Here is a 13,114-nt window from a genome sequence, read left to right on the forward strand (position 1 = left end):
ACGATGGACCTAATCCAAGTCAATACGACAGACAGGTCCGTACGGATTCTTTCGTCTACATTCGTCAAAACGATGCACAGTTAGGCTGGCCGGCATGAGTGACCTGCTCGAACGACTTCGCGGACGTGGCTGGCGCATGACCGCTCAGCGCCGCGTGGTCGCCGAGGTACTCACCGGTGAACACGTCCACTTCACCGCCGACGAGGTGCTCGCGCGCGCCACCGAACGGCTGCCGGAGATCTCGCGCGCCACCGTCTACAACACCCTCGGCGAGCTCGTCTCACTCGGCGAGGTGATAGAGGTGGCCACCGAGGGCCGCGCCAAGCGGTACGACCCGAACGCCCACCACCCCCACCAGCACTTGGTGTGTTCGGGCTGCGGCGCCATCCGGGATGTCCACCCCGGCGGCGACCTGCTGGCCGAGCTGCCGCCCGCGGAGCGGTTCGGCTTCACCGTCTCCGACGTCGAGGTGACTTACCGGGGCCTTTGCCCCGAATGCGCCCACGCGTAGCCAGAAGCGCACGGCTCACCCACGGCGGAGCAACGCGACAAGCCCCCGGCCGGAAATCGGACCGAGGGCCTGCGTCGCGCTGTGGATCAGTGCTACGGAGCCATTTCGTACGCCCCGGCCAGTGACTCGACGGTCTCCCACACACGCGCCGAGCGAGCGTCGTCGACGACCGGCCGCCGCACCGCGCCCAGGGCCCAGCTCTGCTGTTCCGCGGTGGCGGAGTCCTTGCCGTGCAGTTCGACGGCGTGCGAGGAGAAGTCGCGTACGAGGACGGCGAAGAGCTCGTCGAGCACGTCCTGCTCAAGTCCCGTCAGGCGCGCCTGTTCCAGGATCAGCTGGCCGTGCACGACCAGGGCGAAGAGCTGGCCGACAGCGAGGAGGAGATCGAGGTCGCGGCTCTGCTCCTCATCGGGAGCAGCGGTGGTGACGAACTCGCACAGGGCGTCCGCCTGCTCCCGGAAGCGGGCGACGTTGGGAACCTCGGCATACGCGTCGTAGGCGGCACGCCAGTCGTGGAAGCGGATGGCGCCCAGGCCGCGGGCCGGTCCCTGCCGGAAGAGGAAGTCGTCGTCGGCCGCGTCCAGGCGGGTGGGCACCGGCGCGTACTCGGCCGGGTTCAGGAGGTGGTTGCCCATGAACTTGAGGATCAGCGCGAGGTTGACGTGGACCGTGCCCTCCAGCTTCGGCAGCCCGCGGATCTCGACGGCGGCCTGGGCGAAGTAGGTGTCCTTCTCGAAGCCCTTGGCCGCGATGACGTCCCACATCAGGTCGATGACCTTCTCGCCCTCCGTGGTCACCTTCATCTTCGTCATGGGGTTGAAGAGGAGGTAGCGGCGGTCGTCGGGGCCCGCGGAGCGGAAGTAGTCGACGGCGCGGTCGCTGAACAGCTTCATCCCGACGAGACGGACGTACGCGTCCGTCAGCTCGCGGCGCACATGCGGGAAGGCGGTGACGGGTCGGCCGTAGAGGATCCGGTTCTGTGCGTGGGTGACGGCCTCGTACATCGCGTGCTCGCAGATGCCGATCGAGGCGGTGCAGAGGTTGAACTTGCCGACGTTGACGGTGTTGAGGGCGGCGTCGAAGGCGGCACGGCCGGTGTGCAGTACGTCGTCGGGACCGACCGGGTAGTCGTCGAGACGGAACTCGCTGACGTACTTGGAGGAGTCGACGACGTTCTTGACGAGGTGGTACGCCTCGTGGCGGCTGTCGGCGGCGAAGAAGACATAGCCGTCCGGGCCCTCTATGTCGGTGCGGCGGCCGAAGACGGAGACGAGCCCGGCTTCATTGCCGTTGCCGATGTAGTACTTGGAGCCGCTGGCCCGGAAGCCGCCGTTGCCGTCGGGCTCGAGGAGCATGTCGGTGGAGTAGATGTCGGCGCCGTGGGTCTTCTCGGACAGGCCGAAGGCGAACACCTCGCCCTGGGAGAGGAGTTCCGCGGCGCGCGTCCGAGCAGCCGCGTTGTCGCTCTGCCAGACCGGGCCGAGGCCGAGGATGGTGACCTGCCACGCGTACCAGTAGTCGAGCCCGTAGAAGCCGAAGATCTCGTTGAGGGCGGCGATCCGGGCGGTGTCCCAGCGCGCGTCCGGCTTCCCCTCGGCGGCGGAGGCCGGGGTGAGGAAGGTCGCGAAAAGGCCCTCCTTGGCGGAGAACTCGAGGAAGTCCGCCAGCCAGGCGCGGGTCCGGTAGTCCTCGATCAGCTTGCGCTTGCCACGGGCCTCGAACCAGTCCACGGTGGCGCGCAGCAGCCTGCGGGTCTCGGGGTCGAAGTGCTTCGGGTCGTAGGTGCGCGGGTTGAACAGCAGCGGGTCGGCCATGGGTGTTCGCCTTTCCGGCTCGGGAGGTGAGGGTGGTGAGGCTGGTGGGGTGGAGCGCTTGGCCGGTTCAGTCCTCGGGACCGAGCCGGTGGAGGGTCGCGATCACGTCGTCGAGCCAGTCGAGCGTCATCCGTTCGTACGCGATGCCGCCGCGCAGCACGACGTGCTGGAGCTCCCGCCCGGCATCGGGCGTCCGGGGCGCCTCGGCCTCGGTGAAGTCCCGCGACTCCCCCGCGAGATAGCGCGCGAGGCGGTCGGTGTGCGCCTGGCGGTGCCGCTCGACCTCACGGATCAGCGCAACCGGGTCGTCGAAGGCCGCGCCGCGGATCTTCACGGCGAGCTCGTGCCGGACGCTCTCGGGCTCGATGGGCTCGTGCAGCCACTGGGAGAGCGCCGTACGCCCGAGGGCGGCGACGGAGTACTCCTTCTTGTCCGGCCGTGCCTGCTGCGGCACCTCGCGGACCTCGACCCAGCCGTCGCTCTCCATGCGTTTGAGCACGCGGTAGATCTGCTGGTGGGTGGCGGTCCAGAAGTAGCCGATGGACCGCTCGAACCGCCGGGCCAGCTCATAGCCGGAGCCCGGCTTCTCAAGGAGCGAGACGAGGATCGCGTGCTCTAGCGCCATGTGCCGATCCTGCTATGCAACTCGTTGCATAAACAAGCGATGCCGCCCTGGTGAGACACGGCTCACCAGGGCGGCATCGTTCATTGTGTGCGTACCGGCTCGCCTACCTGCCGACGAAGGTGATCCTGCCGGGCGCCGGCGGGCCGATCGGGGCCTCCGGGCTCGACTTGTCGCCCAGGTACTCCACCAGCGCTTCGAGGTCGGTCACGTCGCCGCCGTCGCGGTCGGTGCCCTTGGTGAACGTCGTGAAGCCGTTTCCGCCGTTGGCCAGGAAGTCGTTGACGGTCACGCGGAACGTGTCGGTGGGCCGCACCGCCTTGCCCTTCACCCGCACCGTGTCCGTGAGCAGCCGGTCGGCGCCCTTGCGGCTCAGGTCGACCGAGTAGCGCAGGGCCTTGGAGAGCTGCAGGAAGCGCGGCTCGTCGGCGTTGGTGCCGGTGAGCTGCTCCCGCAGGACGGTGATCAGCTGCTCGCCGGTGAGCGTCATCGTCCACAGCGGGTTGTCGAAGGGCTGGGTGCGGTACGCGTCGGCGTAGGTGACCTTCCCGTCGCCCTTGTGCACCAGGTCGGCGCGCATACCGCCGGGGTTCAGGAAGGCCAGGTCGGCCTCATAGCCCTGGGTGGCCTGCACCTGCGCGTCGGTGAGCAGGCTGCCGAGCGGGGTCTCGGACTCGGGCGAGCCGCGGCCTGGCAAGTCGGCGGAGATGTAGCCGACGTTCCGGTTCGCCGCGGCATCGGAGCGCTTGCGCCAGGTCTCCACGAGCCGCGTCATCGCGGGCTGCTTCGGGGTGTCGACGGGTACGACGTGGTTCTTGGCCCGCACCGAGCGGCGGATGACGTCGCCGGCCTTGTCGAGGCGGAAGGTCAGATCGGTGAAGGAGCGGCCGAAGGAGTCGGCCTGCGTCACCATCCGGGACCGGCCCGCGGGGTCGGTGACATGACACTCGTACGAGTCGTGCGAATGGCCGGTGACGACGACGTCGACCGCGCTCGGCGCCCCTTCGGCGATGCCCTTGATCCGGCCGCGCAGCCGGGACCCGGGCCCTTCGGCGTCGCAGTTCCCGGCGCCTGCCACCCCGTTCGTGGACTCGCCCTCGTGGATCAGGAGGACCTGGGCGTCGACTCCGCGTCCGGCGAGCTCCTTCGAGTAGCGCTTGATGACCGGCAGTTCGTCGTGGAACTCCAGGTCGCGGACCTGGGAGGCGTTGATCGCCTCGGGTGCGTTCTTGGTGACGAGGCCGATGAACCCGATCCGCTGCCCGCCGGGCAGCGTCTTGACCAGGTAGGGGCGCAACAGCGGTGACGTGTCGCCCTTCCGGGTCACGTTGGCGGCGAGGTAGGGGAAGTCCGTGCCGTCGTAGTCGCCGCCGGGAGCACAGCCGTCCTCCGGGTGACAGCCTCCACGGTCGATGCGGCCCAGCTCCCGCGGCCCTTCGTCGAACTCGTGGTTGCCCACCGACGCGACATCGAGGCCGAGCTTCTCAAGGGCGTGGATCGTCGGCTCGTCGTGGAAGAGCGCGGACAGCAGCGGGCTTCCGCCGATCATGTCGCCGGCTGCCACGTTCAGTGAGTTCGGTCCGGTCCTGGCCTTGTCCATGAGCGTGGCCAGCTGGGGCAGCCCGCCTGCTTGTACGTCTCCCCCGCCGCCGCGCCGCACGCGTCCTGCCGCGCCCTCGACAGGATCCAGATTGCCGTGCAGGTCGTTGAGGGCGAGGAGCTGCACCGGCACTCCGCCTCGCGGGGCGGGTGCGGGGTCGGTGGCGGAGGCCGTGGCAGGACCGGCCGGGGCTCCGAGGGTGAGCACCAGAGCGGCGACCGCGCCGGTGATCGCGGTGCGCTTCAGGAGTGAGGTGGGGGGACGTGAGAGGGGAACAGAAGTTTCGGTCACGCGGCGACGCTACGAAGTCACGGGGCAGGAAGGTGCCGGACACACCCGGTATCGCCCATGATCACCCAAGGGGACCTGATCCCGGCTCTGCCCTGATCCCGGCTCTGCCCTGAACCCGGCTTTGCCCTGAACCCGGAAGGCACCCGGGCTCCGTCACACGTCGGCCAGCAGGGACCAGAAGCGGTCGACGATGCGCTCCAGATAGGCCCGGCCCTGCTCGCCGGAGGCGGCGCTGCCGCCGGCCCTGCTCAGGGTCGCCGTCATCAGGTTCTGGTACTCCTGGTGCATCGTCCGCAGCGGGACCTGAAGCGTTCGGCGGTCAAGGCCGGTCAGTTTCGCGAGGGTTCGGGCATGAGCCTGCCAGCGGGTGCTCACAGCCTCGCCGAGCAGTTCGGCGAGTTCGGCGTTCGCACCGGTGACCGTCATCCGGTCGCGCACCGAGAGCCCGAGTACGGACACCAGTGCTCCCGACTGACGAGCGTCCCCCGTCCACACGCCCGTGCGCTCGGCGGTCTCGTACTCGGCGGCGTCCATGCCGATCGAACGGGCGACATCGGCAGCGGCGTAACCGCGGACCAGACGGTACTCCCTCAACCCCCTCGGCACGCCGATGAGTTGGGTCGGCTCGCACCACAACACTGCCGCGAGGGCGGCAAGTTCACCTGGACTGGGTGCGGCCAAGCCGCGTTCCCAGGCCGTGATCGTGTCGGCGGTGACGTGCCCCATGCCGAACGAGACGCGCAAGCCGTGCGCGACATGGCCAGGAGCCATGCCGAGAGAGTCGCGGATGCGGCGCGCGGCGACGGCGTCGAAGGGCGGGGGCGGGTCATGTGAGGGGGGACCAGGCACAGCCCGCGATAATAGAGACAGAAGATCGATCTGGCTACTGTGCGTTTCACTGACCCTACATTTCGTGGATACATCCAGGAGCCCTTCGTGGGCGCATCCAGGGACTCGGCGCGGAGCGAGGACGCAGAATCTCCATAACGTCCTTGCAACCATTGCCACTTCAGGCCCTTCCAGCACCCACTGGCGACCTTCCGTCCGTATGATCCACGACGCTTCGCATGTGCGTTCGCGCATGACGCCGCCGACGACGGATTCGGATGTTCCCCCAACAGTCCACTGATTCCGGATGCGTTCACCGCGCACGCTCCATGCGCCCCCCAGTCATGCGCAGATCCTGGAGAGTTGATGAATCACAGCGCGACCGGCGCCACGCACGACGCGTCGCCGGCATCCGGCGCACCACGTGTGCCCCGTGGCCCCCTCGACCGCTACTTCCGCATCAGTGAACGCGGGTCGACGTACGTCCGGGAGATACGCGGTGGATTCGCCACGTTCTTCACGATGGCGTACATCCTCGTGCTCAATCCGATCATCCTCGGCGGGGCCGAGGACAAGACCGGCGCCCAGCTCGACCCGACCCAGCTGGTCACCGCCACCGCACTCGTGGCCGCGGTGATGACGGTCATCATGGGCGTCGGCGGCAACCTGCCGCTCGCGCTCGCGGCCGGGCTCGGTCTCAACGCGGTGGTCGCCTTCCAGCTCGCCCCGATCATGACGTGGGACGACGCCATGGGGCTTATCGTCCTCGAAGGCCTCATCATCTGCGTGCTGGTCGTGACCGGACTGCGCGAGGCCGTGATGCATGCCATCCCGCAGCCCCTCAAGCAGGCCATCAGCGTCGGCATCGGCCTGTTCATCGCGTTCATCGGCTTTGTCGACGCCGGGTTCGTCACCCGCATTCCCGACGCCGCGAACACCACCGTGCCGGTGCAGATCGGCACCGGCAGCCTCACCGGCTGGCCGATGTTCGTGTTCTGCTTCGGGCTCGTGCTGACCATCGTGCTGCTCGCCCGCAAGGTCAAGGGCGCGATCCTCATCAGCATCGTCGTGACGACCGCCCTGGCCCTGATCCTGAACAAGGCCGCCGACATCAAGACGTGGGGCCTGACCACACCCGCGCTGCCGGACTCCCTCGTGGAGAGCCCCGACTTCGGACTCCTCGGCCACTTCGACCTCTTCGGCGCCTTCGGTCAGGTCAGCGTCATCACGGTGGTGCTGCTCGTCTTCACGCTCATCCTGTCCGACTTCTTCGACACCATGGGCACGGTCGTCGGTGTCACGGCGGAGGCGGACCTGCTCGACGAGCAGGGTCAAGTCCCGGGTCTGGGACGGGTTCTGCTCATCGACGGTGCGGCAGCCGTGGCGGGCGGCGCCGCTTCGGCCTCCTCCGCGACCACGTACATCGAATCGGCGGCGGGCGTCGGCGAAGGCGCCCGTACCGGCTTCGCCAACCTGTTCACCGGCGGCCTGTTCGCCCTCGCCCTGTTTCTCACCCCGGTGCTGACCATCGTGCCTCTGCAAGCGGCGGCCCCCGCGCTCGTCGCCGTCGGCTTCCTGATGATGACGCAGGTCAAGCACATCGACTGGGACCGCTACGACATCGCGATCCCGGCATTTCTGACCATCGCCGTCATGCCGTTCACCTACTCCATCACCAACGGCATCGGCGCCGGATTCCTCGCGTACGTCATCATCAAGACCGCGCTCGGCAGGGCCCGCGAGGTGCACTGGCTGCTGTGGGGTGTCTCGGTGCTGTTCCTCGTCTACTTCGCCATCGACCCGATAGAGCAGCTCCTCGGCGTCAAGTAACGCACACGGGCCCAGGGTTGAACCCCTGGGCCCGATCACGAGGTGAGGTGCGAAGGGGCCAGAGACCGTGCCCTCATCCCCACGCGCCCGCGATCTGGCGGGTCGAGGCGTTGAGCCGGTTGAACAGGTTGGTGACGCCGACCATCAGGACGAGAGCGGCCAGCTGCTTCTCGTCGAAGTGGGTCGCGGCCGCGTCCCACACCTCGTCGTTCACCGCGTCGGGACGGTCCGCGAGCCGCGTCGCGGCCTCGGCGAGCTCGAGCGCCGCCCGCTCCGGCTCGGTGAAGTACGGCGCCTCGCGCCAGGCGGCGACCGTGGCGAGCCGCTCGTCGCTCACGCCCGCCTTGCGGGCCGACTTCGCGCCGCCGTCCACACAAGCGCTGCAGCCGTTGATCTGGCTGACCCGCAGGTGCACGAGCTCCAGCGTCTGCGCGTCGACGCCACCGGAGTGCACGGCCTTGAAGAGTGTCTGGATGGGCTGCATCGCGTCGGGCAGGACGGCGGCGGGGTTCTTCATGCGGGACTGCATCTCGGTTCGCTCCTCGTTGTTGTCCGGTGCCCCGTTCCCTCGGGGTGTGACTCCATATCAGCCGAGTACGCTCGCCACGACCACGGCGATGGGACACCGTGGGACAGCTGGAACAGCCTTGAGCAGCGGCGACATGGCCCGGTAGGTTTCTGCCGCGACGGGACACGGGGGTGGGCACGTGATGGATGGGCCACAGCGGACGGCTACGGCAGACCCGCAGAACGAGCTGGCAGCACGGCTGCGCCTGATCCAAGAGCTGTCCGGGCTCGGCGTACGGGCCCTCGCGCGGGACACCGGCCTCAGCTCCTCGTCGCTCTCGCGCTACCTCAGTGGCCGGACCGTGCCACCGTGGCCCGCGGTGATCGCCCTCTGTCGCCTCGTCAAACGCGACCCCCGTCCGCTGCGCCCCCTGTGGGAGCGGTCCGCCAGCCCGCTCCCCGCGCCCCCGAAGTCCAGCCGCCAGGGACGGCCGACACCCCGAAACGACCTGCCCCGCGACGTGGCCGACTTCACCGGTCGCGAGGCCCAGCTCGCCGCCGTACTTGCCGCGGTGGACAGCCACCGGGTGGTAGCCGTCGACGGCATGGCCGGTGTCGGCAAGACCTGCCTCGCGATACACGCGGCGCACCGGCTCGCCGCCGACTGTCCGGACGCGGATGCCCAGCTCTATGTGGACCTGCACGGGTTCACCGAGGGCCGCGAACCCCTCGACCCCGACTCCGCGCTGCGGATGCTGCTCGGTGCACTCGACGTCCCGTCCGAGAAGGTGCCGCGGGAGGGCGTAGAGCAACTGGCTGCCTGCTGGCGCTCGGAGCTGGCGGGCCGCCGGGTCGTCGTGGTGATCGACAACGCCGCCGACGCCGACCAGGTACGGCCGCTGCTGCCCGGCGCAGGCCCCTCCGTCGCCCTGATCACCAGCCGCAACCGGCTCATCGGGCTGGACGAGGTGCCCCCGGTGTCCCTCGACGTGCTGAGCCCGCAGGAGAGCGCGGAGCTCCTTGCCCGTGCCAGCGGCGAACCGAGCGGCCCTGACGGACGGCTGGCCCGCGACCCGGATTCCGCCGCCGAGGTGCTGCGCCTTTGCGGCCATCTGCCGCTGGCCCTGCGCCTTGCCGCGGCCCGGCTGCGGCACCGGCCGGGCTGGACCGTGGGCATCCTCGTCGAGCGGATGGCCGAGGGATCGAGCGAGTTCGACACCGCGTTCGCCATGTCCGTACGGCAGTTGGACCGGTCCCAGGCCCGCCTGTTCCGGCTCCTCGGTCTGCTCCCAGGGGGCTCGTTCGACGAGTACCTGGCGGCGGCGCTCGCGGACGTACCGCTGCCCAGCGCGCGAGCGATGCTGGAGGACCTGGTCGACACGCACCTCGTACAGGAGTCGACTGCGGGCCGCTACCGGCTGCACGATCTGGTGCACCAGCACGCGCGGCGGTCCTGCGCCGAACAGGACTCACCGGCCGAGAGAGAGCGTGCGCTCGGCCGTTTCCTCGACTATTACGTACACGCGGCGGCCGCCGCCGACGCCGCGATGCCGTTCCTGTCCCCCGGCCGACCGGCGTCCGCGGGCCATGCTCCGGCCGCGCTGCCGCGGTTCCCGGACAAGAACGCGGCGTTCGCCTGGCTCGTCGCGGAGTACGAGAACCTGGTGGCCGCCTTCGAGATCGCGGACGCCATCGGGGCCGACGCCCATGTGTGTGAGCTGCCCCGCTTCCTGCGGGCGTACTTCGCGCGGCGCTGCGGCACGACGCACCTCAACGCCCTCTTCGAACGGTCGCTTGCCGCCGCCGAGCGCCTGGGCGATCCGCTCCAGCTGGCCGACGCACACAGCGACCTGGGCTTCGCGCGCTACAACGCGGGCCGGATGGCGGAGGCCGACGCCGCGTACGAGGCTGCACAGCCGCGGCTGTCCCAGGCGGGGGACGTGGGGTCGGCGGCGGAACTGGCCCTGCGTCGCGGCTATCTGAAGTGGGACGAGGGGCACGTCGAGGAGCCGCTCGAACTCTTCAGGCTCGCGGGAAAGCTGTATGAGCAGGCCGGTTGCCCGACGGGCTCGGCCTACGCCGCCGCCTCGGAGGCCTGGGCGATGCTGCAGTTGGGACACCGTGAGGAGGCGGCACAGCGGGCCCGGGAGGTCCTTGCCGTCCCCCACACCGACCCCGCCTGGCCGCCCACGCTGACGGCGCGGATCACCCTCGGTGTGGCCATCGCCCATGAGGAACCCGACGAGGCGGCACACCACCTGCGGCAGGCGCTGGCCCATGCCCGCGACGACGGGCACCTCAACAACGAGGCGTGGTGCCTCAACTGCCTGGGTGTCGCGCTCAGGCACATGGGCCGCTACGAAGAGGCGCTGGCCAGCCACCGGGAAGCGTTCGCGCTCCTGGACGAGCTGTTCGAGGAACACTGGAAAGTCCGCTTCCTCAACGGGTACGCCGAGACCTGCCGGCTCGCGGGACTGCCCCAGGAGGCCCTGCGACTGCACCAGCAGACCCTGGATCTTGCCCCGCGCCTTGGCTACCGGTACGAGGAAGCGCTGGCCCACGAGGGAGTCGCGACCGTGCTCGACGAGACGGATCCGGCCGCGGCCGCCGAACACCGCGCGACGGGACAGGCGGTCCTGCGGGAGCTCAGCCCCGCGGTTCGCTGAGCCGGGCGGGCCGGGCGCCTGCCGCGGGGCTCACCTGGATGCGCCGGTCCCCGAACCAGTGGGACGGCCAGTCGCGGGCGTACTCCGGCGGCTCGTCCTCCGCCGCGGCCAGGGTGGCCGTCGGCGTGTGCCGTGCGGTCCGCAGGATGTCCGCCCGGGTGGCGCTGGCGTTGTGGCCCTGTGTCTGAGCGGAGGAGCACCCGGCGTAGAAGGCGATCGGCAGGGCCTCGTCCCCGGTCAGCAGGCACGGCGGCCGTACGCCGAGACGATGGAGCTCGGATGCCGTGCGGGCCCAGTCCCTGCGGCCGTTGGTGGAGCGGTCGACGGCGTTCTCCAACACGGCGTACTGCACGGCCAGATGCCCGGCGCCGACCAACGCCACCAGCGTCAGGACCACCGGTCGCCACGCTGGGCGAGGGGTGGTGACCAGGTGGACGAGGGCGTCGGCGACCGGGATGGCAAGCAGCGCGTAGAAGGGCAGCAGGAAGCGCGGCGCGGCGTATCCGATCATGAACAGGTACGGGATGCTCGCCGTCGTGGCGCAGGCCAGCGGCAGGAGTGTGTGCGCGGTGCGCCGGGCCCTGACCGCGACCGCGAGCCCCAGTGCGGCGAGCAACGGCAGGGCTACCCACCACGCGACCACTTCCACCCCCGGAAGGGAACTGGAGCACGGCCGGCACAGGGTGGTGCCGCCCAGGCTGCGCAGCTGGTCGCCGATGGCGATGTTCCAGCCGAGGCCGCCCTGGATCCGGGAGGCATCAGCCAGTCGCGCGCCCAGACCACCGAAACTGACGTACGCCTCGGCGACCCAGCCGACAGCCCCCGTCCCAAGCCCCGCGAAGAGCGCCGCAAGGAGCCGCGCTCGCCGCCATCGCCGGACGCACACGACCAGAGCGAGCAGCGGGAGGGTCACCCAGACGGCGTCGATGGGCCGCATCCACGCCATCAACGCCGCGCTCGCGCCCACGCCCCACAGCGCGGCCCGGTCGAAGCGGTCCGCATGGGCGCGCAGGAAGTAGCCGACACCCGTCAGGGCGCCGATCGCGACCCAGTAGTTGGGCATGACCTCCGGGCCGTAGAACACGGTCACCCAGAGCGACGCGAACAGGGCGCCGCCGAGGGCCACCACCCGCACGGGGAACAGCCCGCGCCAGGCGCGCAGCGCCAGGTACAGGCCGAGTCCGGACAGCAGAGCGAGATAGATCCGCAGGAGGGAGGTGGACGACGACCACGAGGCGATCGGCGCGACAAGGAGGGAGATCCCACGGGAGCGGGGTGCGCTGAAGAACGCCGACGGGGCATGACCACTGACCTGGCTGACATACACCGCCTCATCCCAGCCGAGACCCATCCCGGGCCGCACGAGTGCCAGTTGGGCCAGCACGAAGACGGCCGCCACGGCCGCCGGCCAGCGTCGGCCTCCGGTGCGTCGCGGGGCGCGCACGGCGGGCATCGGGCCGCCGTGCTCCATTTCGACGCGCGGGACACTCAAGGTCTTGACCATCGCCCACCTTTCGCCCCCACAAGCAGCAGGGTCTTCGTCGCCCTACAGGGCGTAGGGTGGATGAACCGAAATCGGTGAAAACCTGGTCAAAGTAACCCGCTCTCTTCAGGAGCGCAGGACGAAGATCGGCAAGGGCCGGCACGTCGAACACGTCACCCCTGGGCACCGGCCCCGCCCATGCGGCCGGGCGAGCATCTCGACGACATCACCGGCAAGGGGGAGATCTGCGTCTATCCGGAGCAGCGCGCAGCCGTGGCCTGCTCTGCTGGCCCGCCCTGCCCACCGCTGCCCGGCGTGTGTCCGGGGCAGCGAGAGCGACGAACGCTGTTTCGACGCCTCCGGATACGACTGGGGCTTCCCGTGATCGGCCAGTGCCCGGTAGCTGCCGGACAGGTCGGGGCCCCACCCCTCGCGACGGGTTGATCAGTCCTGCGCCACGTTCGCCGCGGCCACATTCTCGATCACGCGGCCGAGTTTGGTCTTGGCCCGGGTCAGGTCCTCGATGCGTGCGGCGATGCGGTCGTGTTCGGTGACGAGCTGGTCGAGCATGGCGGGGGTCGCGACGCCGGTGCTCACGCACGGCAGGAGTTCGACGACGGTACGACTGGAGAGGCCTGCCGCGAAGAGGTCCTGGATGAGCTGGACCCGCTCCAGGGCTTCGTCGGGATAGTCACGCTGCCCACCGGAGGTCCGCGCCGATTCAAGGAGCCGCTGCTCCTCGTAGTAGCGCAGGGCCCGCACGCTGACCCCTGACCGCCTGGCAAGCTGTCCGATGCGCATGACGCCGGCCGCTCCCTTCCCGCTCATACCTCACGTTGACGTCAGGTTCTTTAGGCTAGCAGTACCGGCTCCGGGGCAGCCTCGTAGTGGCGCAGGCCCCCACGCCGCTCACCCCCGCCCGCTCGGCAACCTCACCCATCCGCGCCCACCCTCCTCCGGCC

The 13,114-nt window shown here is 69.8% G+C and carries 10 protein-coding genes; 3 read left to right on the forward strand and 7 right to left on the reverse strand.

Translation table 11 applies throughout. The features are described from left to right. Positions 1 to 94 precede the first annotated feature (94 nt). Positions 95 to 511: a Fur family transcriptional regulator gene (locus ACGFSB_RS20210; RefSeq protein ID WP_393400869.1), complete on the forward strand. Its 417-nt coding sequence runs from the start codon at positions 95 to 97 to the stop codon at positions 509 to 511. Positions 512 to 603: 92 nt separating this feature from the next. Here ACGFSB_RS20210 and ACGFSB_RS20215 read toward each other — a convergent pair whose 3' ends face one another. From ACGFSB_RS20215 to ACGFSB_RS20230, 4 genes are all read right to left on the reverse strand, one after another. Then, on the reverse strand, positions 604 to 2,325 hold the full coding sequence (locus ACGFSB_RS20215; protein WP_393400872.1) for an acyl-CoA dehydrogenase family protein: 1,722 nt from the start codon (positions 2,323 to 2,325) through the stop codon (positions 604 to 606). A gap of 67 nt (positions 2,326 to 2,392) precedes the next feature. Next, positions 2,393 to 2,950 carry a PadR family transcriptional regulator gene (locus ACGFSB_RS20220; RefSeq protein ID WP_393400875.1) on the reverse strand — a complete coding sequence of 186 codons (558 nt, stop codon included), beginning with the start codon at positions 2,948 to 2,950 and terminating at the stop codon, positions 2,393 to 2,395. A gap of 103 nt (positions 2,951 to 3,053) precedes the next feature. After that, positions 3,054 to 4,838, reverse strand: coding sequence for a bifunctional metallophosphatase/5'-nucleotidase (locus ACGFSB_RS20225; RefSeq protein WP_393400877.1), 1,785 nt, complete (start codon positions 4,836 to 4,838; stop codon positions 3,054 to 3,056). 153 nt (positions 4,839 to 4,991) lie between these two features. Then, on the reverse strand, positions 4,992 to 5,687 hold the full coding sequence (locus tag ACGFSB_RS20230; protein WP_393400880.1) for a helix-turn-helix domain-containing protein: 696 nt from the start codon (positions 5,685 to 5,687) through the stop codon (positions 4,992 to 4,994). A 345-nt stretch (positions 5,688 to 6,032) separates the two neighbouring features. Here ACGFSB_RS20230 and ACGFSB_RS20235 point away from each other — a divergent pair, with 345 nt between their 5' ends. After that, positions 6,033 to 7,496, forward strand: a complete 1,464-nt coding sequence (locus tag ACGFSB_RS20235; RefSeq protein ID WP_393400882.1) for an NCS2 family permease — start codon at positions 6,033 to 6,035, stop codon at positions 7,494 to 7,496. 73 nt (positions 7,497 to 7,569) lie between these two features. Here ACGFSB_RS20235 and ACGFSB_RS20240 read toward each other — a convergent pair whose 3' ends face one another. Further along, the gene (locus ACGFSB_RS20240) at positions 7,570 to 8,025 is read right to left on the reverse strand and encodes a carboxymuconolactone decarboxylase family protein (RefSeq protein ID WP_393400884.1); all 456 of its coding nucleotides are present in this window, start codon (positions 8,023 to 8,025) and stop codon (positions 7,570 to 7,572) included. 181 nt (positions 8,026 to 8,206) lie between these two features. Between ACGFSB_RS20240 and ACGFSB_RS20245 the strand changes: the two genes are divergently transcribed. Beyond that, the gene (locus ACGFSB_RS20245) at positions 8,207 to 10,669 is read left to right on the forward strand and encodes a tetratricopeptide repeat protein (protein ID WP_393400887.1); all 2,463 of its coding nucleotides are present in this window, start codon (positions 8,207 to 8,209) and stop codon (positions 10,667 to 10,669) included. Here ACGFSB_RS20245 and ACGFSB_RS20250 read toward each other — a convergent pair. Further along, positions 10,650 to 12,122 (reverse strand): hypothetical protein, encoded by a 1,473-nt coding sequence (locus ACGFSB_RS20250; protein ID WP_393401186.1) that lies wholly within the window; start codon positions 12,120 to 12,122, stop codon positions 10,650 to 10,652. The genes ACGFSB_RS20245 and ACGFSB_RS20250 overlap by 20 nt on opposite strands. A gap of 474 nt (positions 12,123 to 12,596) precedes the next feature. Further along, a complete protein-coding gene (locus ACGFSB_RS20255) occupies positions 12,597 to 12,953 on the reverse strand; it encodes a MerR family transcriptional regulator (RefSeq protein WP_393400889.1) in 357 nt (118 codons plus the stop codon). Positions 12,954 to 13,114 lie beyond the last annotated feature (161 nt).

The organism is Streptomyces sp. NPDC048441 (genome assembly GCF_043200235.1).
GTDB lineage: Bacteria > Actinomycetota > Actinomycetes > Streptomycetales > Streptomycetaceae > Streptomyces.

Excerpts from the sequence above, each read along its gene's own strand:
- ACGFSB_RS20220 (WP_393400875.1), bottom strand. The coding sequence starts at position 2,950 with ATGGCGCTAGAGCACGCGATCCTCGTCTCGCTCCTTGAGAAGCCGGGC.
- ACGFSB_RS20250 (WP_393401186.1), bottom strand. The coding sequence starts at position 12,122 with ATGCCCGCCGTGCGCGCCCCGCGACGCACCGGAGGCCGACGCTGGCCG.
- ACGFSB_RS20215 (WP_393400872.1), bottom strand. The coding sequence starts at position 2,325 with ATGGCCGACCCGCTGCTGTTCAACCCGCGCACCTACGACCCGAAGCAC.
- ACGFSB_RS20255 (WP_393400889.1), bottom strand. The coding sequence starts at position 12,953 with ATGCGCATCGGACAGCTTGCCAGGCGGTCAGGGGTCAGCGTGCGGGCC.
- ACGFSB_RS20245 (WP_393400887.1), top strand. The coding sequence starts at position 8,207 with ATGGATGGGCCACAGCGGACGGCTACGGCAGACCCGCAGAACGAGCTG.
- ACGFSB_RS20210 (WP_393400869.1), top strand. The coding sequence starts at position 95 with ATGAGTGACCTGCTCGAACGACTTCGCGGACGTGGCTGGCGCATGACC.
- ACGFSB_RS20240 (WP_393400884.1), bottom strand. The coding sequence starts at position 8,025 with ATGCAGTCCCGCATGAAGAACCCCGCCGCCGTCCTGCCCGACGCGATG.
- ACGFSB_RS20235 (WP_393400882.1), top strand. The coding sequence starts at position 6,033 with ATGAATCACAGCGCGACCGGCGCCACGCACGACGCGTCGCCGGCATCC.